The organism is Micromonospora sp. NBC_00858 (assembly GCF_045207365.1).
GTDB lineage: Bacteria > Actinomycetota > Actinomycetes > Mycobacteriales > Micromonosporaceae > Micromonospora.
Window position 1 is genome coordinate 5,540,746 of sequence record NZ_CP108828.1, and the last position, 22,742, is coordinate 5,563,487.

19 protein-coding genes and 1 tRNA gene are annotated in these 22,742 nt (G+C 72.5%); 8 read left to right on the forward strand and 12 right to left on the reverse strand.

Going from position 1 to position 22,742, the window contains the following annotated elements; genetic code table 11:
• Positions 1–321 precede the first annotated feature (321 nt).
• The 4 genes from OG990_RS25720 to OG990_RS25735 all read right to left on the reverse strand — a co-directional run bounded on the left by OG990_RS25720 (position 322) and on the right by OG990_RS25735 (position 4,001).
• The gene (locus tag OG990_RS25720) at positions 322–1,302 is read right to left on the reverse strand and encodes a ribose-phosphate diphosphokinase (protein ID WP_328423340.1); all 981 of its coding nucleotides are present in this window, start codon (positions 1,300–1,302) and stop codon (positions 322–324) included.
• A 57-nt stretch (positions 1,303–1,359) separates the two neighbouring features.
• Positions 1,360–2,895, reverse strand: coding sequence for a bifunctional UDP-N-acetylglucosamine diphosphorylase/glucosamine-1-phosphate N-acetyltransferase GlmU (gene glmU / locus OG990_RS25725; protein WP_355602596.1), 1,536 nt, complete (start codon positions 2,893–2,895; stop codon positions 1,360–1,362).
• 107 nt (positions 2,896–3,002) lie between these two features.
• Positions 3,003–3,074, reverse strand: a tRNA-Gln gene (locus tag OG990_RS25730).
• Between the two features lie 168 nt (positions 3,075–3,242).
• Positions 3,243–4,001, reverse strand: coding sequence for an SDR family NAD(P)-dependent oxidoreductase (locus OG990_RS25735; protein ID WP_386985259.1), 759 nt, complete (start codon positions 3,999–4,001; stop codon positions 3,243–3,245).
• A gap of 437 nt (positions 4,002–4,438) precedes the next feature.
• Here OG990_RS25735 and OG990_RS25740 point away from each other — a divergent pair, with 437 nt between their 5' ends.
• Together OG990_RS25740 and OG990_RS25745 are read left to right on the forward strand one after the other, a co-directional pair.
• Positions 4,439–5,404: an acyl-CoA desaturase gene (locus tag OG990_RS25740; protein ID WP_406077427.1), complete on the forward strand. Its 966-nt coding sequence runs from the start codon at positions 4,439–4,441 to the stop codon at positions 5,402–5,404.
• A gap of 224 nt (positions 5,405–5,628) precedes the next feature.
• Positions 5,629–6,315, forward strand: coding sequence for a TetR/AcrR family transcriptional regulator (locus tag OG990_RS25745; protein WP_328426281.1), 687 nt, complete (start codon positions 5,629–5,631; stop codon positions 6,313–6,315).
• A 6-nt stretch (positions 6,316–6,321) separates the two neighbouring features.
• Here the strand turns inward: OG990_RS25745 and OG990_RS25750 are convergent, their stop codons facing one another.
• From OG990_RS25750 to OG990_RS25775, 6 genes are all read right to left on the reverse strand, one after another.
• Positions 6,322–6,798: a DUF4383 domain-containing protein gene (locus OG990_RS25750; RefSeq protein WP_328423334.1), complete on the reverse strand. Its 477-nt coding sequence runs from the start codon at positions 6,796–6,798 to the stop codon at positions 6,322–6,324.
• A 217-nt stretch (positions 6,799–7,015) separates the two neighbouring features.
• Positions 7,016–7,471 carry a DUF4383 domain-containing protein gene (locus OG990_RS25755; RefSeq protein WP_386985264.1) on the reverse strand — a complete coding sequence of 152 codons (456 nt, stop codon included), beginning with the start codon at positions 7,469–7,471 and terminating at the stop codon, positions 7,016–7,018.
• A 100-nt stretch (positions 7,472–7,571) separates the two neighbouring features.
• A complete protein-coding gene (locus tag OG990_RS25760) occupies positions 7,572–9,377 on the reverse strand; it encodes an ABC-F family ATP-binding cassette domain-containing protein (RefSeq protein WP_406077428.1) in 1,806 nt (601 codons plus the stop codon).
• Between the two features lie 171 nt (positions 9,378–9,548).
• On the reverse strand, positions 9,549–10,499 hold the full coding sequence (locus tag OG990_RS25765; protein ID WP_406077429.1) for a 4-(cytidine 5'-diphospho)-2-C-methyl-D-erythritol kinase: 951 nt from the start codon (positions 10,497–10,499) through the stop codon (positions 9,549–9,551).
• 107 nt (positions 10,500–10,606) lie between these two features.
• Positions 10,607–11,476, reverse strand: coding sequence for a 16S rRNA (adenine(1518)-N(6)/adenine(1519)-N(6))-dimethyltransferase RsmA (rsmA, locus tag OG990_RS25770; protein WP_328423325.1), 870 nt, complete (start codon positions 11,474–11,476; stop codon positions 10,607–10,609).
• Between the two features lie 43 nt (positions 11,477–11,519).
• Positions 11,520–12,419, reverse strand: a complete 900-nt coding sequence (locus OG990_RS25775; protein WP_328423323.1) for a TatD family hydrolase — start codon at positions 12,417–12,419, stop codon at positions 11,520–11,522.
• A gap of 155 nt (positions 12,420–12,574) precedes the next feature.
• Here OG990_RS25775 and OG990_RS25780 point away from each other — a divergent pair, with 155 nt between their 5' ends.
• Positions 12,575–13,822 carry a hypothetical protein gene (locus OG990_RS25780; RefSeq protein WP_406077430.1) on the forward strand — a complete coding sequence of 416 codons (1,248 nt, stop codon included), beginning with the start codon at positions 12,575–12,577 and terminating at the stop codon, positions 13,820–13,822.
• Between the two features lie 73 nt (positions 13,823–13,895).
• Here OG990_RS25780 and metG read toward each other — a convergent pair whose 3' ends face one another.
• Positions 13,896–15,698, reverse strand: a complete 1,803-nt coding sequence (metG, locus tag OG990_RS25785; RefSeq protein ID WP_406077431.1) for a methionine--tRNA ligase — start codon at positions 15,696–15,698, stop codon at positions 13,896–13,898.
• Between the two features lie 674 nt (positions 15,699–16,372).
• Between metG and OG990_RS25790 the strand changes: the two genes are divergently transcribed.
• Positions 16,373–17,089 carry a hypothetical protein gene (locus tag OG990_RS25790; protein WP_406077432.1) on the forward strand — a complete coding sequence of 239 codons (717 nt, stop codon included), beginning with the start codon at positions 16,373–16,375 and terminating at the stop codon, positions 17,087–17,089.
• Between the two features lie 34 nt (positions 17,090–17,123).
• Here the strand turns inward: OG990_RS25790 and rsmI are convergent, their stop codons facing one another.
• The gene (gene rsmI / locus OG990_RS25795; RefSeq protein WP_386985272.1) at positions 17,124–17,963 is read right to left on the reverse strand and encodes a 16S rRNA (cytidine(1402)-2'-O)-methyltransferase; all 840 of its coding nucleotides are present in this window, start codon (positions 17,961–17,963) and stop codon (positions 17,124–17,126) included.
• Positions 17,964–18,056: 93 nt separating this feature from the next.
• Between rsmI and OG990_RS25800 the strand changes: the two genes are divergently transcribed.
• The 4 genes from OG990_RS25800 (at position 18,057) to OG990_RS25815 (ending at position 22,700) form a co-directional block, all read left to right on the forward strand.
• Positions 18,057–19,769 carry a dolichyl-phosphate-mannose--protein mannosyltransferase gene (locus OG990_RS25800; protein WP_406077433.1) on the forward strand — a complete coding sequence of 571 codons (1,713 nt, stop codon included), beginning with the start codon at positions 18,057–18,059 and terminating at the stop codon, positions 19,767–19,769.
• A gap of 376 nt (positions 19,770–20,145) precedes the next feature.
• The gene (locus OG990_RS25805) at positions 20,146–20,523 is read left to right on the forward strand and encodes an MmcQ/YjbR family DNA-binding protein (RefSeq protein ID WP_406077434.1); all 378 of its coding nucleotides are present in this window, start codon (positions 20,146–20,148) and stop codon (positions 20,521–20,523) included.
• Between the two features lie 111 nt (positions 20,524–20,634).
• On the forward strand, positions 20,635–21,918 hold the full coding sequence (locus OG990_RS25810; RefSeq protein WP_355602339.1) for a VWA domain-containing protein: 1,284 nt from the start codon (positions 20,635–20,637) through the stop codon (positions 21,916–21,918).
• A complete protein-coding gene (locus OG990_RS25815; protein ID WP_406077435.1) occupies positions 21,918–22,700 on the forward strand; it encodes a peptidase in 783 nt (260 codons plus the stop codon). Before OG990_RS25810 ends, OG990_RS25815 begins: the two co-directional genes overlap by 1 nt.
• The last annotated feature ends 42 nt before the right edge of the window (positions 22,701–22,742 follow it).

Here is a 22,742-nt window from a genome sequence, read left to right on the forward strand (position 1 = left end):
CTGCGGCGGCTTGTCGTCTTGCGGTGCTGGGGCGAGGGGCTCGCTGGGGCTCATGCGTCATGAACGACTGCCCGGAGCACCGCGTCGATGACGGTACCTCCGTGCGGCGCTGTTCAGCGGCCCGCCGGGCACCCTCGCCGTGGCAACCGCACCAGTCTACCCGAGCTGATTCCGGGGTTTCCGGCAGTCCCCGGTCACGGGCCCAGGCCGGCGCGTCGGTGGCGTTCCCACCAGCGTGCCAGCCCCGTTTCCACCAGCTTGGCAGCCCCGGCCCGGCCGGAGCGCCGGATGGCGGAAACGGGGTTCACCGCAGTGCGACGCTCAGCTCAGGCCACCGAAGAGGGTGGTCACCGAGCCGTCGTCGAAGACCTCCCGGATCGCCCGCGCCAGCAGCGGCGCGATCGACAGCACGGTCAGCTTGTCCAACTGCTTCTCCGGCGGCAACGGCAGCGTGTTGGTCACCACGACCTCACTGATCGAGCTGTTCTTCAGCCGCTCGGTGGCCGGATCCGACAGCAGCGCGTGGGTGGACGCGACCACGATCTCCGCCGCGCCCGACTCCTTGAGGATGTCCGCCGCGCCGGTGATCGTGCCACCGGTGTCGATCATGTCGTCGACGATCAGGCAGACCCGACCCTCCACCTCGCCGACCACGCGGTTCGCCACCACCTGGTTCGGCTTCATCGGGTCGCGGGTCTTGTGGATGAACGCCAGCGGGCAACCGCCCAGCCGGTCGGTCCACCGCTCGGCCACCCGTACCCGGCCCGAGTCCGGCGCCACCACGGTCATCGGCCGGCCCGCGTACTTGTGCTCCACGTACTCGGCGAGGATGTCCATCGCGAAGAGGTGGTCGACCGGACCGTCGAAGAAGCCCTGGATCTGCGCGGTGTGCAGATCGACGGTGAGGATCCGGTTCGCGCCGGCCGTCTTCAGCAGGTCCGCCACCAGCCGGGCCGAGATCGGCTCGCGGCCGCGGTGCTTCTTGTCCTGACGTGCGTACGGGTAGAACGGCAGCACCACGGTGATCCGCTTGGCCGACCCCCGCTTCAGCGCGTCCACCATGATCAGGGTCTCCATGACCCAGGTGTTCACCCCGTGCGTCACGGACTGCACCACGAAGGCGTCCGAACCACGCACCGAGTCCTTGAACCGTACGAAGATCTCGCCGTTGGCGAACTCGTACGCGTCGGCCGGCGTCGGCGCCACGCCGAGCACCTCACCGATCTCCTTGGCCAGCTCCGGAAAGCCACGTCCGGAAAAGAGCATCAGGCTTTTGCGGTTTTCGGCGACGATGCTGCCCATAGGCCCGTCTGCTCCCGTTTCTCGGTGGTACCCGGCCCGGTGGTGGTGGCGCGGGGACTATTCGGTTGCAGTATCTCCCGTGCCGGACGCACCGCCCACCGTCTCGGCCCTCCCGTGCATTGCCTCACTGTCGCTTGCGGTGGGGGCCACACCCGACGCACCCTCGCCGGCGCGGGCCCGCTGCGCGGCCTCCGCCGCGGCCGTGCCGGCCCGCCGCTTCACCACCCAGCCCTCGATGTTGCGCTGGCGTGCCCGGGCGACGCCCATCGCGCCCGCCGGCACGTCCTCCACGATCACCGAGCCGGCCGCCGTGTACGCCCCGTCGCCCACCTCGACCGGCGCCACGAACATGTTGTCCGCCCCGGTCCGGGCGTGGCTGCCGATGACCGTGCGGTGCTTGTTGACCCCGTCGTAGTTCACGAAGACCGACGCCGCGCCGATGTTGCTCTGCTCGCCGATCGTCGCGTCACCTACGTACGTTAGGTGCGGCACCTTGGAGCCGGCGCCGATCTGCGAGTTCTTCACCTCGACGAACGTGCCGACCTTCGCCTTCTCGGCCAGCCGCGCGGCCGGCCGCAGGTACGCGTACGGACCGACGCTGGCGCCCGCGCCCACCTCGGCACCCACCGCGTGGCTGCGCACCACCGACGCGCCGGGGCCGACGATGGTGTCGACCAGCGTGACGTCCGGCCCGACCAGCGCGCCGGTGCCGACCACCGTGCCGCCGCGCAGTTGGGTGTTCTGGTCGACGACCGCGTCGCGGTCCAGCGCCACCGTCACGTCGATCCAGGTGGTCGCCGGGTCCAGCAGGCTCACCCCGGTACGCATCCACGCCTCGTTGACCCGGTCGCGCAGCAGCCGGCGCAGCGTCGCCAACTCCACCCGGTCGTTGCAGCCCAGCGTCTCCACGTGGTCGACGGCCACGTGCACCGCCACCGGCTCGCCAGCCGAGCGGAGCAGCCCGAAGACGTCGGTCAGGTACTCCTCGCCCTGGTCGTTGTCGGTGGAGAGCTTGCCCAGCGCGGCGCGCAGCCGCACCGCGTCGAACGCGTAGATGCCGGCGTTGATCTCCCGGATCGCGCGCTGCGTCGCGTCGGCGTCGCGCTCCTCGACGATCTGCTCCAGCCGACCGTCGGCGTCCCGGACGATCCGCCCGAGCCCGGTCGGGTCGGGCACCTCGGCGGCCAGCACGGTGGCCGCCGCGGCGGCCTCCTCGTGCGCGGTCACCAGCGCGCCGACCGTCTCCGGCCGCAGCAGCGGTACGTCCCCGTTGATCACCACGACGGTGCCGGCGCCGTCCGGGACAGCGTCCAGCGCGATCCGGACGGCGTGCCCGGTGCCGAGTTGCTCGGCCTGGAGGACCGGCGTCGTGTCCGGTGCGATCTCGGTCAGGTGTCCCCGGACCTGGTCGGCGCCGTGGCCGACCACCACGACGGTGCGGTCCGCGGCCAGCGGAGCGGCCGCGCTCAGCACGTGGCCGAGCAGCGTCCGACCGAGCAGCGGGTGCAGCACCTTGGGCAGTGTCGACTTCATCCGCTTGCCCTCACCGGCGGCAAGTACGACGACGGTACGGAGGTGGGGCTGGGGCACGATGTGGCTCCCGTCGGGACGGCGGACACTCTCGCGGCCATGCTAACCGCGGTGCCAGGCGCGTTCCCGTCTTACCCCCACTGGAACCTAAAACGGACTTAGGGGGGCAGCTCGGCCGCCAGGGTTCGAACCTGAAATACGGGTACCAAAGACCCGGGTGTTGCCAATTACACCACGGCCGATCAGCGACGCGAGCGCGTCACATCAGGGATGAGCATCCCGCGCTACACCTTAGCGCCCCGGCCGCCGGACGCCATCGCTCATTCCGCCACGCCCGGCGACCGGCGGCGCGCCCGGACGGCGTCCGGGCGGGCAGTCCGAACCGGGCCCGGACGCCGCAGACGGGTTGACTAGAGGTTGTACCCGCCGGCGACCTCGATGTTCTGCGCGGTGATCCAGCGGCCCTCCTCGCCGAGCAGCGTGGCGATCACCATGCCGATGTCGTCGGGCTCGCCCACCCGACCGAGTGCGGTCTTCGCTGCGAGAAGCGGAATCACCTCGGGGAACCGCTCGAAGGCGTTGTCGGCGAGGCGCGTCCGGGTGGAGCCCGGGGCGACGGAGTTGACCCGGATGCCGCGGTTGCTGAACTCCTTGGCCATGTACCGGGTCAGCACCATGAGGCCGCCCTTCATCGAGGCGTACGCGGAGTAGCCGGGCTCAAGGCCGGAGGCCAGCGCCGAGTTGCTGCTGGTGTTGACGATCGCGCCGCCGTCGGCCAGCAGTGGCAGCAGTGCCTGGGTGAGGAAGAACGGCCCCTTGAGCAGCACCCGCATGAACCCGTCGAACAGCTCCTCGGAGGTGTCCTCGAAAAGCGCCATCCGCGCGAACCCGGCGTTGTTGACCAGGGAGTCGAACGTGTCCCGCTGCCAGGTGTCGCGCAGCGCGGCGACGACCGACTCGCGGAAGGCCGGAAAGGTCTCACTCCGGCCGACGTCCAGTGGCAGCGCGACGGCCGTGCCGCCCTCCTTCTCGATGCTCTCCACGGTCTCCAGCGCCCCGGGTTGGTTGTTGCTGTAGGTCAGGATGACCCCCGATCCGCGCTTGGCGAGCTGGATGGCAGCGCTCTGGCCGATGCCCGAGCTGGCGCCGGTGACGATAGCGACCCGCATGATTCGCCTACCTGTTCATTCGTGGAGCCATCACATGCTCCTGGGAGTTGGGCTAACCCCAGAAAACCAGCGTGAGCAGGGCGAGTGATAGAAGAATGCTCTCCACCTCTTGCCTGATCCTCTCTTTGTTGCGATTCACCCTGGACGGCACCACCACCGCTATCGCCACCCACCCCACCGACGTCACCGGTGTCGGTTCGGCGCACTGCCGAGCATCGATGCCACCAAGCTGCACGGGGCGGGCCCGCAGTGCCACGCCGTCCCTGCGGTGAGGGACTGACCGCGCCCCGGATCGCCGCACACCTCACGGCTCTGACCTGCGTTTTGGCCCGACCGTGCAAGGGTTTTCGGAACTTCCTCGTGCGATCTACGGTGCCGTAAGTTACGGTAACGTAGGCGTAGCTTCGTGATCGTTTCCGTCCCCTCTGCGAGGTGAAATGTCCACCGCTCTGCTCGAACCCAACACCGCCGGCCCCGGCCCGAAACCGCTCACCGACGGCAGTCAGTCCCCCGGAATTCTGGCCGCCCTCTGGGCCTTCGTAGTGATCCCCTTCGTCGCCCTGCTGGTCGCCGTACCGGTGGCCTGGGGTGGCTGGCTCGGCTGGACCGATGTCGTCATCGGCCTGGTCTGGTACGTGGTCTCCGGGCTGGGCATCACGGTCGGCTTCCACCGCTACTTCACCCACGGCTCGTTCAAGGCCAAGCGGTGGCTGCGGGTGACGTTGGCGGTCGCGGGCTCGCTGGCCGTGCAGGGCGAGATCATCCAGTGGGTGGCCGACCACCGGCGGCACCACGCCTTCTCCGACATGGAGGGCGACCCGCACTCGCCGTGGCGCTTCGGCACCAGCTTCTGGGCGCTGACCCGGGGCCTGTTCCACGCGCACGTGGGCTGGCTGTTCCGCCGGGAGCTGTCAAACCGGGCGCGGTTCGCCCCGGACCTGCAAGCCGACCGCGACATCAGCCGGGTGGACCGGCTCTTCCCGATGCTGGTGGCCATCTCACTGCTCGGCCCGGCGTTGATCGGTGGCCTGGTGACCTGGTCCTGGCAGGGCGCACTGACCGCGTTCTTCTGGGCCGGGCTGGTCCGCATCGGTCTGCTGCACCACGTCACCTGGGCGATCAACTCGGTCTGCCACGTCTACGGCGAGCGCCCGTTCGCGATGCGGCAGGGCGACCGCGCGTCGAACTTCTGGCCGCTGGCGATCCTGTCGTTCGGCGAGAGCTGGCACAACCTGCACCACGCCGACCCGACCAGTGCCCGGCACGGCGTGCTGCGTGGTCAGGTGGACATCTCCGCCCGGGTGATCTGGCTGTTCGAGAAGGTCGGCGCGGCGTCACAGGTGCGCTGGCCGAAGCCGGAGCGCATCGCGGCCAAGCTGGTGAAGCCGGTCGCACCCCGCTAAATGCGGGCGGTGCTCCTGGAGGTCGCCTGGCAGGATGGTCGGATGACCGAGCGACGCGGGGGGACCGGACGGCTCGGCAGACGGGGGGCCGGGCCCGATCCGGGTACGGTCGGACGGCGCGGCTGGGCGGTCGGACCGCCCGCCAGTGAGGCGACGACGTGAACGGGCACAGCGGAGGCACCATCCCACGGCAGGGCGTCACCGAGCGCCAGCGAGGCGGCGACATGGCCGAGGTCAGCGACGGCGCCGACAGTCGGCGTACGGCGGCGGTCCCGCCGGCGAAACCCAAGTCCACCTCCCGGGTCCGGATGTCCGCGGCCCAGCGGCGGGAGCAGTTGATCGCGACCGGCCGGCAGCTCTTCGCCGAGCGGGGTTTCGACGCCACCTCCATCGAGGAGGTGGCGGCCCGCGCCAAGGTCTCCAAGCCGGTCGTGTACGAGCACTTCGGCGGCAAGGAGGGGCTCTACGCGGTGGTGGTGGACCGGGAGGTCCGGGCATTGCTGGACCGGATCACCACGGCGTTGACCGCCGGGCACCCGCGGGAGCTGTTGGAGCAGGCGGCGATGGCCCTGCTGGGCTACATCGAGGAGGAGACCAGCGGGTTCCGCGTGCTGGTCCGCGAGTCGCCGCTGATGTCCGCGACAGGCACCTTCAGCAGCGTGATGAACGACGTGGCACACCAGGTCGAGCACATCCTGGGCGCCGAGTTCAAGAGCCGCGGGTACGACCCGAAGCTGGCCGAGCTGTACTCGCAGGCGCTGGTGGGCATGGTTGCGCTGACCGGCAGTTGGTGGCTGGAGGTGCGCAAGCCGCGCAAGGAGACGGTTGCGGCGCACCTGGTCAACCTCGCCTGGAACGGGTTGTCGCACCTGGAGGCGAAGCCGACGTTGATCACCGCCCGCCGCCACTGACTTCACTCAGCGGCGGTGCACCTCGGCCACCGGATGATGACGGTGGCGCCGTTCCGCCTCGGCGTGCTCCTCGGGGCCGACCTTGTCGTACAGGCCGGTGCCGAGCAGGATCAGGCCGAACAGCATCGACACGACCACGGTCGACATCGAGAAGTTCAGGAAGTTCGCCTCGGTCTGCAGCACGGACATCATCAGGATGCTGGTCACCAGGAACACCACCCCGGCGGTGAGGTTCATGTAGTGGCCGAGGTTGCTGCGCCGGGACGCCCCCACGATCAGGACGACTCCGAAGACCACCGAGGCGAGCGAGAAGGCCAGGTTGGTACGCAGACCGAGGGCCCAGTGGCTGCCCCGGTCGAAGAGCGGATCGCCGATCGTCTCGACGACGCCCCAGATTCCGAAGACCAGGATGTAGACACCGATCAGGCCGGCGAGGACCCGGTAGAGCGGCCGTGCCGGATGGTTAACCGGAAAGTGCGGCATGCCCTGATCCCCATCCACCTGAGTTAGACCGTTTCAGGAGGATTGTCACCCGGGACAGAGGTGACTGTCCGGAGAACCACAATGGCGAGCAGGGTCCGCCGAAGGATGGACCAGGTCAGGTTTTCGCCGGAGCCCGAGCTGCGCAGGGATCAAGCCTGACCGCCCGGAGCAGCTCGGGCTCCGGCGAAAACCCACGGCCGCAACCAGAGGAAAACGATCAGAGGACCAGGCGAGCCTTCTGGAACGCCTCCGCCTCCTCGTCCGTGCCGACCTTGCCGTACATGCCGACCATGAGCAGCACCAGGGCGGCCACCATCACGACGACCACGGTGGCGATGCTGAAGTTGAAGAAGTTGGCATCGGTGCGGATGAACGCCAGACCGGCCAGGCTGACCACCATCATGATGTACGCCAGCCACTGGTTGACCGCCACGTCGATGTTGCGGCCGAGCGCGGTGCCACCCAGCACGATGACCCCGAGCAGCACGCTGAGCAGCGAGAAGCCGAGGTTGGTGCCCTGGCCGAGGACCCGGGTGCCGTCCTGCGCGAGGACCTCGTTGCCGGCGCTCTCGATGATGCCGAGCGCACCGAAGACCACCAGGTACAGACCGGTCAGCCCGCCGATCGCCCGGTAGACCGGCCGCGCGGGGTGGTTGACGGGGGTATGGGCCATGTCTGATCTCCAACGCCGTGGGGTAGGTGTCGCCGACGATTGTCCCGCATGTGGCGGTGTGACGCCGCACACGGCCCCCGGCCCGGCGCGCGCGGCCCGGTCAGCTCTCGGGCAGGTCCTCGGCGAGGGTCATCCAGGTCTCCTCGATCCGCTCCCGCTCGGCGCGCAGATCCTTGAGCTGGGTGTCCAGCTCGGCGACCCGGGCGTAGTCGGTGGCGTCGGCGGCGAGCTGGTCGAGCAAGGTGGTCTCGCGCTGGTCGAGCTTGCCGAGCTGGCGTTCCAGCCGGGTCAGCTCCTTGCGGGCCTGGCGGACCTCGGCCGCGGACATGCCGCCCGCGGAGGGGCCGGTGGGCGCGGCGGTCGAGGTGGCACCGGCCCGCGGCGCGCCGGCACGCTCGGCGGTCCGCGCGAGGTACTCGTCGACGCCGCCGGGCAGGTGCACCAGCCGGCCGTCGCCGAACATCCCGAACGCCGACTCGGTGACCCGTTCGATCAGGTAGCGGTCGTGGCTGGCCACGATGATCGTGCCGGGCCAGGAGTCGAGCAGGTCCTCCAGTGCGGCCAGGGTGTCGGTGTCCAGGTCGTTGGTGGGCTCGTCGAAGAGCAGCACGTTGGGCTCGCCGGCGAGCAGCCGCAGCATCTGCAGCCGGCGGCGTTCCCCACCGGAAAGGTCGCTGACCGGAGTCCAGAGCCGGCGGTCGTCGAAGCCGAAGACCTCGGCGAGCTGGGCGGCGGAGACCTCCCGGTCGCCGAGCTGGACCCGGCGGGCGACCTCTTCCACGGCTTCGAGCACCCGCAGGTGCCCGGGCAGCTCGGCGAGCTCCTGGGACAGGAACGCCGGACGCACGGTGGAGCCGGTGCCGAGGCGGCCGCCGTCGGGGCGGGTGATGCCGGCGAGCATCCGCAGCAGCGTGGTCTTGCCGGCACCGTTGGCACCCAGGATGGCGATCCGGTCGCCCGGCCCGACCTGCCAGGTGACGTCGCGCAGGATCTCCTTGGGGCCGGCGAGCAGCTCGACGTTCTCCAGGTCGTACACCTGCTTGCCGAGCCGGGAGGTGGCCATCCGTTGCAGCGACATGGTGTCCCGCGCTGGCGGCACGTCGGCGATCAACGCGTTGGCGGCGTCGATGCGGAACTGGGGCTTGGAGGTGCGGGCGGGCGGACCGCGGCGCAGCCAGGCGATCTCCTTGCGGAGCAGGTTCTGTCGGCGGGCCTCGGTGGCGGCGGCGACGCGTTCGCGCTCGGCTCGGGCGAGGATCCAGGCGGCGAAGCCGCCCTCGTACACGCGGACGGCCTGGTCGGCGACCTCCCAGGTGTTGGTGCAGACCGCGTCCAGGAACCACCGATCGTGGGTGACCACGACCAGGGCACCCTTGCGGCCGACCAGGTGCCGGGCCAGCCAGTCGACGCCGCCGACGTCGAGGTGGTTGGTGGGCTCGTCGAGGATGAGCAGGTCGGAGTCGCGGACGAGCAGCGCGGCGAGCGCGACCCGGCGCCGTTCGCCACCGGACATCGGGCCGACCGGCTGGTCGAGGCCCAGGTGCGGCATGCCGAGGCCGTCGAGGATGGCGCGCACCCCGGCGTCGCCGGCCCACTCGTGCTCGGCGCCCATGCCCTCGCCGAGCCAGGCGGTGCCGAGCACGACATCCCGGACGGTGGCGTCGGGAGCGAGGGTGAGCTGCTGCGGCAGCCAGAGCACCCGCAGGTCGCGGCGATGGGTGACCCGGCCGTCGTCAGGGTCCTCCTGCTTGGTGAGCAACCGCAGCAGGGTGGACTTGCCGGCACCGTTGAGGCCGACCACGCCGATCCGGTCGGCGTCGTCCAGGCCGAGCGAGACGTCCGTGAGTAGCCGCCCGGCGGCGCCGTACCCCTTGGACACCCGGTCCAGATTGACGATGTTGGCCACACTCCCACCCTTCATGATCAAGGCGTCCCGGTGCCGGCGGGCACCTGGACGCCTGACCCAAGGGTACGCGGACGCACCGGGCGCCCGCCGGGGCACCGACGGCGACTTGGTCAACTCCAGGTCGCGGCGGGACGCACCGACGTCGCCCCCTGGAGTTGACCTTGAGCAGGGTCAGACGACGCGGGCGCCGACCACCGGGCCGTGGGCGACCCGCGCCGCACGGCACACGCCCGCGGTGGTCAACTCGGCGGCGATCCGCTCCGCGTCGGCCGCCCCGGCGGCGAGGAAGACGCAGGTCGGGCCGGAGCCGGAGACGATGCCGGTGAGCGCGCCGGCCGCCTCGCCGGCCTTGAGGGTGTCGGCCAGCGCCGGGCGCATGGCCAGCGCGGCGTCCTGGAGATCGTTGCCGAGCGTACGGGCGAGCACCCGGGGGTCGCGCTGGCGCAGCGCGCCCAGCAGCGCGTCGGTGCTGCCCAGCGGGGCGCCGGCCGTACCGGAGTCGCGGAGCCGGTCCAGCTCGCGGTACGCGGCCGGGGTGGACAGGCCGCCGTCGGCGATGGCCACGACCCAGTACCAGGAGGTGGGGCGTGCCAGTACGGGGCTCACGGCCTCACCCCGGCCGGTGCCCAGCGCGGTGCCGCCGTAGATCAGAAACGGCACGTCGGAGCCCAGATCGGCGGCGATCCCGGCCAACTCGTCGCGGGACAGCCCGGTGCCCCAGAGCGCGTCGCAGGCCACCAGCGCGGCGGCCGCGTCGGCACTGCCGCCGGCCAGCCCGCCGGCGAGCGGGATCTGCTTGCGCAGGTGCAGCCGGGCGTGCGGCAGCACCCCGGCGTATCCGGCGAGGGCGTGCGCGGCGCGGATCACCAGGTTGGTGTCGTCCAGCGCCAACTCGCCGGTGCCCTCGCCCTCCATGGTCAGCGCGAGCGTGTCGCCGCGCCGAGCGGTCAGCTCGTCGTAGATGGAGATGGCGTGGTAGACGGTGTTCAGCTCGTGGTAGCCGTCCCGGCGCAGCGGGCCCACCCCGAGGTGCAGGTTGACCTTCGCGGGCACCCGGACCTTCACCGGGCCGCTGGCCCCACGCCGCTCGTCCTCCTCGTCCGGTCGCCAGGCCTCGGTCACGGGGCGATCTCCCGCACGCGCAGGCGAATGTCGAACGGCTTGGCCACGATCAGCTCCTCGGTGTGGTCGGTACTCACCCGGACCTCCTCGACGGGCACGGCGTCAGCCTACTTCGCGGCCGGCGTACCGACTGGAGCCGACGCGGCGATGGCGGCGAACTGCTCGACGGTGAGCGACTCCCCCCGGGCGCCGGGGTCGACGCCGGCGGCGGTGAGCGCGGCCGCGGCCCGGTCCGCGCCGCCGGCCCAGCCGGCCAGCGCGGCGCGCAGGGTCTTGCGGCGCTGCGCGAACGCCGCGTCCACCACGGCGAAGACCCGTTGCCGGGGTACGTCGGCGCGGGGTGGTTGACGGCAGGTGAAGGCGACCAGACCGGAGTCGACGTTGGGCACCGGCCAGAACACGTTCGGCGGCACCCGGCCGGCGCCCCGGGCCTGGGCGTACCAGGCGAGCTTGACCGACGGGATGCCGTACACCTTGGAGCCGGGACCGGCGACCAGCCGGTCGGCGACCTCCTTCTGCACCATCACCAGGCCGTGCCGCAGGCTGGGCAGCTCGGCGAGCAGGTGCAGCACCACCGGCACGGCCACGTTGTAGGGCAGGTTCGCCACCAGCGCGGTCGGCGGAGGGTCGGCCAGCTCGGCGGCGTCGATGCGCAGCGCGTCGGCGCGATGCACGGTGAGCCGGCCGGCGTCCGCCCCGGCGTGCCGGGCGACGGTCTCCGGCAGCGCGCCGGCGAGCACCGGGTCGATCTCCACAGCGTGCACGTGCCCGGCGACCGGCAGCAGCCCCAGGGTGAGCGAGCCGAGCCCGGGGCCGACCTCCAGGGCCACGTCATCGGGAGTCAGGCCGGCGGCCGTGACGATCCGGCGCACGGTGTTCGGATCGTGCACGAAGTTCTGGCCCAGCTTCTTGGTGGGCGCGACGCCCAGCCGGGCGGCGAGTTCCCGGATCTCCGCCGGGCCGAGGAGACCGGTCATGCCTGGGAGCGTAGCGGCGGCAGGGCCGACCGTCGGGCCGGGCTCACCACGGGCCGAAGACCCGGTCGCCGGTGGCCGAGATGGCCGCGCACAGCTCGTCCAGGTCGGTGCCGGTGGTCGCGGCGAGCGAGCGGACGGTGAGCGGGATCAGGTACGACGCGTTCGGCCGGCCCCGGTGCGGCATCGGGGTGAGATAGGGCGCGTCGGTCTCCACCAGGATCTGATCCACGGGGGTGAGCGCGGCGGCCTCCCGCAGCGCGGTGGCACTGCCGAAGGTGACGGTGCCGGCGAAGCTGAGCAGGTAGCCGCGGCGGACGCACTCGCGGGCGAAGTCGGCGTCACCGGAGAAGCAGTGCAGCACCACGGTGTCCGGGGAGCCCTCGTCGTCGAGGATCCGCAGCACGTCGGCGTGCGCGTCCCGGTCATGGATGACCAGCGCCCGGCCGTACCGCTTGGCGATGGCGATGTGCGCCCGGAAGCTCTCCTCCTGCGCGGCGCGCCCCTCGTCGCCGGTCCGGAAGAAGTCCATCCCGGTCTCGCCGATCCCCCGGACCCGCTCCCGGGCGGCGAGCGACTCGATCTCCCGCAGCGCCTCGTCGAGGTCGGCCAGCCGGGGCGCCTCGTTGGGGTGCAGCGCCACCGTGGCCAGCACGGCGGGGTGCCGGTCGGCGGTGTCCGCGCCCCACCGGGAGGAGGCGACGTCCACACCCACCTGGACCAGCCGGTCCACCCCGACGTCGGTGGCCAGCGCGATCGCCGCGGCGACCGGGTCATCGGCGGACCCGCCGCCGGGTACGCCGGCCTCGCTGACGGTGATGTCCAGGTGGGTGTGGCTGTCCAGCACCGGCCGGGGCAGTGGTTCGGGGGCGGGCGGGAACTCTCCGGCCCGCCGGGCGGCCCGCTCGCGGCGGGTTTCAGTGGGCTCGCTCATCAGCGACAGCATCACACACCGGGGCTGTCCATCCGCCCGCCACCCGACGTTCACCTCGACTACGCCGCGCGACTCTACCGTCGCCGCGTGAGCGAGCGCAGCGAGCGAACCATGAGGCGCAGCAGCGTGGCGTCTCGCGCCGCTGCCGAGCGGAGCGAGGTGGCGGTGTGAGCGTCACCCCCCAGTCAAGCGGCGCCGCCAGCGAACGTACCGGGCTGCGCGTGGCGTTCGGCGGCGGCGTCTACCCGGCCGAGGAGATCGCCCGGGGCGCCGCGTACGAGCTGTTCAGCGCCGACGAGGTGCAGGGCTTCGAGTGGGCGCCCCGACCGGGCAGCGCCCTGCCGTGGCGCCGGTTCGTGCACGTCACCGAGGTGACCGCGGTGCACGGGGCGCCCGAGCCGGCCGAGGAGCCGGAGACGCCGCTGATGATGCCTGCGCACCGGGAGCGGGGTTGGGCGCAGCTGCAACAGCTCAGCCAGCAGCCGGCCTCGGCGGGTGACCCGATGCTGGCCGCGGCACGCTCGTCGGCGGTGATCCGGCGGGGCACCCGGATGGTGAAGGTGCTCTCCCCCCGGCAGCTCGCCGGGTACGTGCGGGGGTGGTTGCCGCACGGCTTCTGCTACCGCGAGCACGACGTGGCACACCTGCGCACACCAGCGGCGACCACGGTGCTGCGTACCGACGGCGAGGTCGGGCGGGACGGCCTGGACGTGGCGTACGCGCTGCGCTGGCGGGCCGCCGACCCGGGGGACTACGCCGTGCCGGTGGGCGAGGCGCACCGTGGCCTGACCGCGCTGGCTCCCCGGGACCGACTGGGTCCGCCGGTGCTGGGCACGGGCTTCGTGCCGAGCAACGGCCAGCTCATCCCGGAGTTCATCACCCGGGACTTCGCCGATCTGCCGATGCCGGCGAACGCCGCCCTGCTCGCCTACCCGGCGGAGGGGGTGGAGGTGGTGCTCTACACCTACCAGGCCGAGCAGCGCGGCTGGCTACGGATGGTGGGCCCGCAGTGGCGACACCTGCTGTCGGCGGTGCCGGGTCTCTCCCCGGACCAGGAGTACGTGCCGACCGGGGACTCCCTGCGCTCCACCCAACTGGTCGGCGTGCACGGCGACAGCGAGTACGAGGCGGTGGCCGATCTGCCCGGCGGGTTCCGGGTGCTGGCGATGACCCGGGCGGCCCGCTACCCGGTGGAGCAGGTCGCCCGGCGGCTCCGGTTCGCGCAGTGGCGGGGCGTGCCCTGCCTGGTGCTGCGGGAGGAGGCCGGCTGGCTGCGGTTGCGGCTGCGCTTCCCGGACCCGGACACGGTGCTCGCCACCGGGGCGCAGTGCCACGATCGCGGCGTCTACGAGGCGTGGGCGCCGGGCGCCGAGGTGACCGACGACCAGGTGATGGACACGCGGTACGCGATGTGACGCCGGCCGTCCAGGCGAGGCGCGGCCCCGGGATTCCCCCGGGGCCGCGCTCAGCCGTGCGGCCGTGTCGTGCTCAGCCGGCCAGCCGGGCCAGCTCCTCGTCGACGATCGACGGGTCGAGCTTGCGGAACACCGGCTTCGGCGCGGCCAGCGGCCGCCCCGACTCCAGCGGCACCGACTCCCAGCGCGCGCCGACCGTGTAGTCCCCGGTCAGCACCGGGTACGCCGGCCCGCCGTCCAGGTCGTCGACCTGCTCGATGACCGGCATCGGCGCGTGCACGCCGGTGCCGCCGAGCAGCTCGTGCACCTGCTGCGCGGAGTGCGGCAGGAACGGGGTGAGCAGCGTGTTGGCGTCGCTGACCACCTGGAGCGCGACGTGCAGGATGGTGCCCATCCGGGGCTTGTCCGCCTCGTCCTTGAGCTTCCACGGCGCCTGCTCGGAGAGGTACCGGTTGGCCTCGGCGACCACCCTCATGGCCTCACCGATCGCCTGCTTCTGCCGGTGCCGGCCGATCAGGTCGCCGACCGTGGTGAAGCCGGCCCGGGCCACCGCGAGCAGCGCCTCGTCGGCCTCGGTGAGCCCGGCCGCGTCGACCGGCGGGATGGCGCCGAAGTTCTTCGCCGCCATCGAGACGGACCGGTTGACCAGGTTGCCCCAGCCGGCGACCAGTTCGTCGTTGTTGCGGCGGAGGAACTCGGCCCAGGTGAAGTCGGTGTCGTTGCTCTCCGGGCCGGCGGCGGCGATGAAGTAGCGCAGCGCATCGGCGTCGTAGCGCTCCAGGAAGTCCCGGACGTAGATGACCACCTTGCGGGACGAGGAGAACTTCCGGCCCTCCATGGTCAGGTACTCGCTGGAGACCACCTCGGTGGGCAGGTTGAGCCGGCCCAACTCGCCCGGCTCACCATCGCGGGAACCCTCACCGGAGTAGCCGGAGAGCAGCGCCGGCCAGATCACCGAGTGGAAGACGATGTTGTCCTTGCCCATGAAGTAGTACGACCGGGCGTCCTTGCCCTCGCCGTCGGTGGACCACCACCGGCGCCAGGCCTCCGGGTCGCCCGAGCGGCGGGCCCACTCGATCGAGGCGGACAGGTAGCCGATCACGGCGTCGAACCAGACGTAGATCCGCTTGTCCGGCCGGTCCCGCCAGCCGTCCAACGGGATCGGTACGCCCCACTCCAGGTCCCGGGTGATCGCCCGGGGCTGGAGGTCGTCAAGCAGGTTGCGGGAGAACCGCAGCACGTTGGGCCGCCACCCCTCCCGGGTGTCCAGCCACTGCCGCAGCACGTCGGCCAGGGCGGGCAGGTCCAGGAAGAAGTGCTCGGTCTCGACGAACTTCGGGGTCTCCCCGTTGATCCGCGACTTCGGGTTGATCAGGTCGATCGGGTCGAGCTGGTTGCCGCAGTTGTCGCACTGGTCGCCACGGGCGCTGTCGTACCCGCAGATCGGGCAGGTGCCCTCGATGTACCGGTCGGGCAGGGTGCGCCCGGTGGACGGGGAGATCGCGCCCATGGTGGTCTTCGGCACGATGTAGCCGTTGCGGTACATCCCCTCGAACAACTCCTGCACCACCGCGTAGTGGTTGCGGGTGGTGGTGCGGGTGAACAGGTCGTAGGTGAGCCCGAGACCGTGCAGGTCCTCCACGATCACCCGGTTGTACCGGTCGGCCAACTCGCGCGGGGTCACCCCGTCGGCGTCGGCCTGCACCTGGATCGGGGTGCCGTGCTCGTCGGTGCCCGAGACCATGAGCACGTCGTGGCCGGCCATCCGCATGTACCGGGCGAAGACGTCAGAGGGAACGCCGAAACCGGAGACGTGGCCGATGTGGCGGGGGCCGTTGGCGTACGGCCAGGCCACTGCCGCGAGAACGTGACTCATGAGCAGCAAGCCTAGTGACCCGTCCGGTGCGACCGCGAACCAATAGGGGGTGCCGGGGCGGCGGACCATGCCGACCACCCCGTCCATTGGTCCGATTTGTCGCCGACACGCGGCTGAGCTGCCCGATCCTCCTCGTGGACCGGTGTGCAATGAACGACGTGACTGGCAGACGAGCGGCCCGGGATCACGACGACCGTCCCACCGGTCCCGCGGTCGACGACGACCCGAGCCCCGGACCCGGCGGGTCGCGGGGCGCGTCGGTCGCGCCCCAACCCCGGCCGGTGCCCGGGGGAGACGCGAACCGTGCCCCGGACGACGCCACTCCCCGACCAGCCGTCGCCCCACGACCTGGCCCCAACCCCCGACCAGCCGTCGCCCCACGACCTGGCCCCAACCCCCGACCGGGCGCCGCGCCGGCACCCGGCTCCGCCCCCGCCGCCGATCGGCCGGGCCGGCAGCGACCCACGCCGGCAGGGCGGGCGGCCACGCCGAGGCGGGACAACGCGGCGGGGCTCGCCGCCACCCCGGCCCGTCCGGCGCCGGCCGCGCCGGCACCCACCCCGGCCCGTCCCGCTCCGGCGGCACCGGCACCCAGCCCGGCCCGCCCCGCCCCGTCGGGCTCGACGGACGGCTCACCGTCCGGCGGTGGGGAGCCCGCCGCAGGGGTCGTCGAAGTGGAGCCGACCACCGGGGCGCCGGTGGACGCGGTGCCGCGCCGGGTGCCGGTCCGGCAGCTGAGCCGCTGGCACCGGGGTGCACGCCGGATCGACGACGGCGCCGTCTGGGCGCCGATCGAACAGGTGCACTGGGACGGCACCCCCGTCCGGGAGGACCCCGCGCCGGAACGGGACCGCGGCTCCGGCGTGGCGTGGCGCCGGGCGGGGGCCCGTACCGCCCCGCCGCCGGACCCGCTGCCCGGGCTCGCCGCGCTGGTGCTGCTGAGCCTGGTCACGGCCTTCTTCGCCTGGGTCAGCGCCGGCCCGTTCTGGCTCGCGGTCGGTCATGCCCGGGTCGGCACGGTGGTGATCGACAAGTGCACCGGCGGCGAGCTCACCCAGCGTTGCCGGGGGATCTTCATGGCCGACGGCGGACGGTTCCTGGCACACGGGGTACGGGTCACCGGGGTGCCCGCCGGGAAGAACGCTCCGGGGACGGCTCTGCCAGCGAGGATGGCCGGCCCGGACGGCGGCACCGCGTACGCCGACACCGGCATGGGCCGGCACCTGCGCTGGGTGCCCGGCCTGTTGGTGATCCTCGCGTGCGCGGCCGGCATCACCCGGTGGACCGGGTCGACCCGGCTGGCCGGCCGGCGGAACCGCCGCTGGGCGGTGAGCGCCGCGATCGCCGGCCCGGCCCTGATCACCCTCGGCTTCCTGGCCGCCGCCTGGTGAACACGCCTCGGGGCCGGCGCGGCGGGAGTGGGGGTCAGCTGTGCACGATCGTGTAGACGTCGCGGCGGCGCAGCGCGTACTCGGTGGCGACCTCGGTGATGGCGTCGCGGCGGGACCGGCCGGCCGCCTCCCGCTCGGCGACGGCCGCGCGCAGGGTGTCGTCGTCGGGCCGTTCCGGGGCCGTCACCGGCGCCCCGGCCACGACGAGGGTGATCTCCCCGCGCGGATCCCCCTCGGCGGCCCACCGGGCCAGCTCGCCGAGCGGGCGACGGAGCACCTCCTCGTAGGTCTTCGTGAGCTCGCGGCAGACCGCGGCCGGCCGGTCCGCGCCGAACGTCTCGGCCAGGTCGGTGAGCGCCGCGCCGATCCGGTGCGGCGCCTCGAAGAAGACGAGGGTGCGCTCCTCGGCGGCGAGGGCGCGCAGCCGCGACCGGCGGGCCCCGGGGGTACGGGGCAGGAACCCCTCGAAGCAGAACCGGTCGACGGGCAGCCCGGAGACGGCCAACGCCGTGGTCACCGCACTCGGCCCGGGGGCGACGCTGACCGGGGCCCCGGCGTCCAGTGCGGCCCGGACCAGTCGGTAGCCGGGGTCGGAGACGCTCGGCATTCCGCCGTCGGTCACCAGCGCCACCACGTACCCGCCGAGGATGACCTCGACCAGCTCGGGGGTCCGCCGCTCCTCGTTGCCCTCGAAGTAGGAGACGATCCGACCGCCGACGGTGATGTCGAGGTCGCGGGCCAGCCGGGTGAGCCGCCGGGTGTCCTCGGCGGCCACCACGTCGGCGCTGGTCAGCACCTCCCGGAACCGGGCCGAGGCGTCGGCGGGGTTGCCGAGCGGGGCACCGAGCAGGATCAGGCGCCCAGCTTCGGACATTTCACCCACGGGATCGTCTCCTTCATTGACAGCGGATACCGGTATCGGGGACGACGGGCGCCACAGGACACGTTGGCAGCCTACGATCGCCGGGTGACGAGTGCGTCGACAGCGCAGAGCCGGAGCGCCGACCCGGCAAAGACGGTCGAAGTGACCGCAGGCGAGCACCGCCCCGACCAGACAGCAGCGGCGCCCAGCGTCGCCGGGACCGGGGCGACCGGCGTGATCCGGCGTGGGTTCACCACCGTCGATACCCGGCTGGACCGGTTCTCGTGGCTGGCCACCGCCGTGGTGGTGGCCATCGCGGCGATCCTGCGCTTCGTCGGCCTGTCCGGGCCGAAGGGCAAGATCTTCGACGAAACGTACTACGCCAAGGACGCCTACGGGCTGATCAGCCGCGGCGTCGAGTGGAACTACAAGGACAACGCCCCGTCGTACGTGGTGCACCCGCCGCTGGGCAAGTGGCTGATCGGCCTCGGCGAGTGGGCCTTCGGCTACCAGGACGCCGAGTCGAAGGTCTCCGTCCCCGGGCACCTGTTCACCACCGCGCCGGAGTTCGGCTGGCGGTTCTCGGCGGCCGTGGTCGGCACCCTGTCGGTGCTGCTGCTGGTCCGCATCGGCCGGCGGATGTTCCGTTCGACCGTGCTGGGCTGCGCGGCCGGCCTGCTGCTCGCCCTGGACGGCTTCCACCTGGTGCTGTCCCGCGCGGCGCTGCTCGACATCTTCCTGCTCTTCTTCGTGCTGGCCGCGTTCGGCGCGCTGGTGCTCGACCGGGACGCCCGCCGTCGGCGCTGGGCGCGGGCCCTGGACGACGGGCTCGACCCGACCCAGCGGGGCCGCGCCGGCCGACCGCCGACCGGCTGGCGCACCTGGCCGTGGTGGCGGCTCGCCGCCGGGGTGCTGCTCGGCTGCGCCTGCGCGGTGAAGTGGAGCGCGCTGTACTTCGTGCCGGTCTTCGCGCTGCTGGTGCTTTTCTGGGAGGTCGGCGTCCGCCGCTCGGCAGGGGTCCGCCGGCCCTGGCGGGACACCCTGCTCGACGAGCTGCCCTGGCTGGTGCTGGCCGGCGTGCTCATGGTGGGCACCTACATCGCCACCTGGTCGGGCTGGCTGCTCAGCGACGACGGCTACTACCGGCTCGCGTCGTCCTACCCGAACGCCCCGCTCAGTGACACCCCGCTGATCGGCCCGCTGATCAACCTCTTCGAGTACCACCGCGCGGCGTACGGCTTCCACACCGGGCTGGACGACCCGCACAAGTATCAGTCGTGGCCGTGGCAGTGGCTGCTGCTCGGCCGTCCGGTCGCGTTCCACTACTCCGGCGACGGCGCCTGCGGCGCGCCGAGCTGCGCCTCCGAGATCCTGCTGCTCGGCACCCCGCTGCTCTGGTGGTCGTTCCTGCCCGCCCTGGTGGCGCTGACCTGGCTGGGCGTGGCCCGCCGGGACTGGCGGGCCGGCGCGATCCTGCTCAGCGTGGCGGCGGGCCTGCTGCCCTGGTTCGTGTTCGCTCTCGATGGCCGGACGATGTTCTCGTTCTACACCGCTCCGGCGCTGCCCTTCATGGTCCTGGCCGTGGTGTACGTGCTGGGCGCGCTGATCGCCCCGGCCGGGGGTGACGTCGGTGCGGTGGCCCCGCTGGTGCCCGGTGACCCGGGCTACGAACGCCGGCTGGTGGGCAGCATCGCGGCCGGGGCGTACGTGCTGCTGGTGGCGCTCTGCTTCGCGTACTTCTATCCGATCTTCGTGGGCAAGGTGATTCCGTACTCGGACTGGCTGTCCCGGATGTGGCTGGACGGTCGCTGGATATAAGCATCGAAAGGCGACGCGCAGCGCAGCGCGACGAAAACGGGCCCGCACGCTTCAAGCGTGCGGGCCCGTTTCGACAAAGACGCGCGCCCCGATCGCCTGCCACGGGGGAAGCGGGCGATTGGGGCGCGCATGAAGAGCTTAACCACCGCGCACCACCGGCACAACGGGTCGACTTAGGTCAGATTTCCGACGGATGCCGGCCGGGCCGACACCTCCCCTCCAGGCGTTGACCGAGGGTGACCCGGCGTGGACCCAGAGCCAAGAACGGGCTGGTCCGAGGCCGTCGCCGACCCGTTTCGAGACCGCCATCGAGCGACCCGGGGCGCTAGGCTCGCCGGGACCGGGCGCCGCGATCGTGACGAGGGCGGGGGATGCCATGCAGTTGCTGGACCGGGTCCGGGTGATCTGCCTGGCCCTGCCCGAGGTGACCGAGCGGCCCAGCCACGGGTCGCCCACCTGGTTCGTCCGGGACAAGAGCGTCTTCGTGACCCTGCACGCCGATGGGCACCACCACAACGACTTTCCCCACCTGTGGTGCGCCGCCCCTCCGGGAGCCCAGGCCGAGCTGACCGCCGCCGATTCGGCCCGGTTCTTCCGACCGCCCTATGTGGGCGGTCGGGGCTGGCTCGGCGTACGGCTCGACGGCACGGTCGACTGGACCGAGATCGACGAGTTGTGCCGCGATGCCTACCGGGAGATCGCGCCGAAGCGGCTGGTCACGCTGCTTGACGCCGCTCCCGACGAGCCGGCCTGACCCCACCCGCCACACCCCACCGCTCTCGCCCACCGCCGGTCCGGCACCTGGACGATCGCCAATCCGCCACCCAAATGATCATCCAAAGTGGATCTCACTACACTGCGGCCCGTGATCAACTTCAGACGATCGGCGGCCGTCCTCCTCGGACTGCTGGCGACCACCGCACTGACCGGGCCGGCCCCGGCGGCGGCCGACGACCAGGAGCCGGTGGCCGAGCCGCCCCGGGTCGAGCTGGTGCTCGACGTCAGCGGCTCGATGCGGGCCGCGGACATCGACGGGCGCAGCCGGATCTCGGTCGCCCAGCAGGCGTTCAACGAGGTGGTGGACGCGCTTCCGGCGGAGACCCAGCTCGGCATCCGGGTGCTCGGCGCGACCTACCGGGGCAAGGACAAGAAGGTCGGCTGCCAGGACACCCAGCAGATCGTGCCGGTCGGGCCGGTCGACCGGGCCCGGGCCAAGGCGGCGGTGGCAACGCTGCGACCGACCGGGTTCACGCCCGTCGGCCTCGCGCTGCGCTCCGCCGCGCAGGACCTGGGCACCGGGGCCACCACCCGGAGGATCGTGCTGATCACCGACGGAGAGGACACCTGCGCTCCGCCGGACCCGTGCGAGGTGGCCCGGGAGCTGGCCGCCCAGGGCACCAGCCTGGTGGTCGACACGCTCGGTCTGGCCCCCGACGAGAAGGTCCGCAAGCAGCTGCTCTGCATCGCCGGTGCGACCGGTGGCACCTACACGGCGGCGCAGAGCGCCGAGGAGCTGACCGACCGCATCAAGCAGCTCGTCGAGCGGGCCGGCGACACGCACACCCTGGCCCCGACCGTGGTCGGCGGCACGAACGCCTGCGACTCCGCCCCGCTGCTGGCCCCCGGCGTGTACGCCGACCGGGAGTCGTTCTCCGAGCACCGGTACTACCGGGTGCCGGTGCGTCCCGGGCAGGAGCTGCGCGCGTCAGTGAGCATGGCGCTGGACCGGCCGGTGAACCGGGACTACGGCGTGCTGCTGCGGGCCACCGCGGCGGACGGCCGGGAACTGGTCCGCGGCGCGGACGCCGGCAGCGGGCGCGCCGACGTGCTCTCCGCCGGGCTGCGCTGGTCGGCCAGCGCCGACGACGAGGACGCCACCGAGGCCGAGGCAACCCCGACGGCGATCGAGCCCACCACTGTCTGCCTGGTGGTCAGCAACTCCTTCGCCCCGCGCCCCGGCACCTCGGCGACCCCCGGCATGCCGGTGGAGCTGACCATCGACGTGGTCGCCGCCGCGCCCGCGCCGGACGGGCCGGACCTCGGCCGGGGCTGGATGCTGCTCGCCCTGCTCACCGTGGCCGGCCTGCTCACCGGCCTGCTCGCCGGGCTGCTCACCCGCTGGTGGGTCGCCACCTGGAGGGAGAACTGATGCGTACCGCACTGTTCCGGTCGCTGGCGGCGCTGGTCGCCGCCGGCGGGTCCGCGCTGCTGCCCGCGGCGGCCGTGGCCGCCCCCACCCCCTCTCCGGGAGCCACACCGGTCACCCGGGCCGGCACGTCGTTCCTCACTGCCACGCCGATCAGCGCCGGGCAACCGGTGCGGGTGGACGCTTCGGTCGGCGACCACCTCTACTGGTCGTTCCCGGCGACGGCCGGGCAGGTGCACGAGATCAGCGCCACCGTCACCTTCCCGAAGGCGCGCAGCGGAGCCTCCACCTGGACCGTCGACGTCTTCGACGGGTTGCGCCGCCGCCAGGCGTGCACCGCCGGGGCGCAGACGCCGACGGTGGACGCGCAGGCGTCGAGCGTGGCGCTGGGCTGCACCCTGCGTGAGGTGCGGCCCTGGGCGGAGCCATGGTCGGCCGACCCGCTGCCCGGCACGTACGTCATCCGGCTCTCCGTGGTGGACCTGCCGGAGCCGGACCTGGGCGCGCCGATCGACGTGGACCTGCTGGTCGGCACGGTCGCCGACCGGGGCGCCTCGGCCGACGACGGCGAACTGGCCGCGCCGCTGGTGCCGAACACCAAGGCGGGCACGGTGCTCAACGCCGTACCGGCGGCGGACCCGGAAGCCGACGACGAGGGCGACTCACCGGCGGACTGGGTCCCGGATCTCGGCTCGCGCTGGGTCTGGACCGGCATCGGCGGCGTGCTCGCCGCGGTGGCCGGCGTGGTCGGCTTCGCCCTGACCCGCAGGCCCGGACGCCGCTGAAATCGTCCGGCCCCGGTGGCCGCCGCCGAGCGGCGGCCACCG

Bases quoted from the DNA above. Each gene is read 5' to 3' on its own strand.
- OG990_RS25815 (WP_406077435.1), top strand. From the start codon at position 21,918: ATGCGTACCGCACTGTTCCGGTCGCTGGCGGCGCTGGTCGCCGCCGGC.
- OG990_RS25750 (WP_328423334.1), bottom strand. From the start codon at position 6,798: ATGCCGCACTTTCCGGTTAACCATCCGGCACGGCCGCTCTACCGGGTC.
- rsmI (WP_386985272.1), bottom strand. From the start codon at position 17,963: ATGTCCGAAGCTGGGCGCCTGATCCTGCTCGGTGCCCCGCTCGGCAAC.
- OG990_RS25775 (WP_328423323.1), bottom strand. From the start codon at position 12,419: ATGCTGTCGCTGATGAGCGAGCCCACTGAAACCCGCCGCGAGCGGGCC.
- OG990_RS25745 (WP_328426281.1), top strand. From the start codon at position 5,629: ATGGCCGAGGTCAGCGACGGCGCCGACAGTCGGCGTACGGCGGCGGTC.
- metG (WP_406077431.1), bottom strand. From the start codon at position 15,698: ATGAGTCACGTTCTCGCGGCAGTGGCCTGGCCGTACGCCAACGGCCCC.
- OG990_RS25740 (WP_406077427.1), top strand. From the start codon at position 4,439: ATGTCCACCGCTCTGCTCGAACCCAACACCGCCGGCCCCGGCCCGAAA.
- OG990_RS25720 (WP_328423340.1), bottom strand. From the start codon at position 1,302: ATGGGCAGCATCGTCGCCGAAAACCGCAAAAGCCTGATGCTCTTTTCC.
- OG990_RS25805 (WP_406077434.1), top strand. From the start codon at position 20,146: ATGCAGTTGCTGGACCGGGTCCGGGTGATCTGCCTGGCCCTGCCCGAG.
- OG990_RS25735 (WP_386985259.1), bottom strand. From the start codon at position 4,001: ATGCGGGTCGCTATCGTCACCGGCGCCAGCTCGGGCATCGGCCAGAGC.
- rsmA (WP_328423325.1), bottom strand. From the start codon at position 11,476: ATGACCGGTCTCCTCGGCCCGGCGGAGATCCGGGAACTCGCCGCCCGG.
- OG990_RS25755 (WP_386985264.1), bottom strand. From the start codon at position 7,471: ATGGCCCATACCCCCGTCAACCACCCCGCGCGGCCGGTCTACCGGGCG.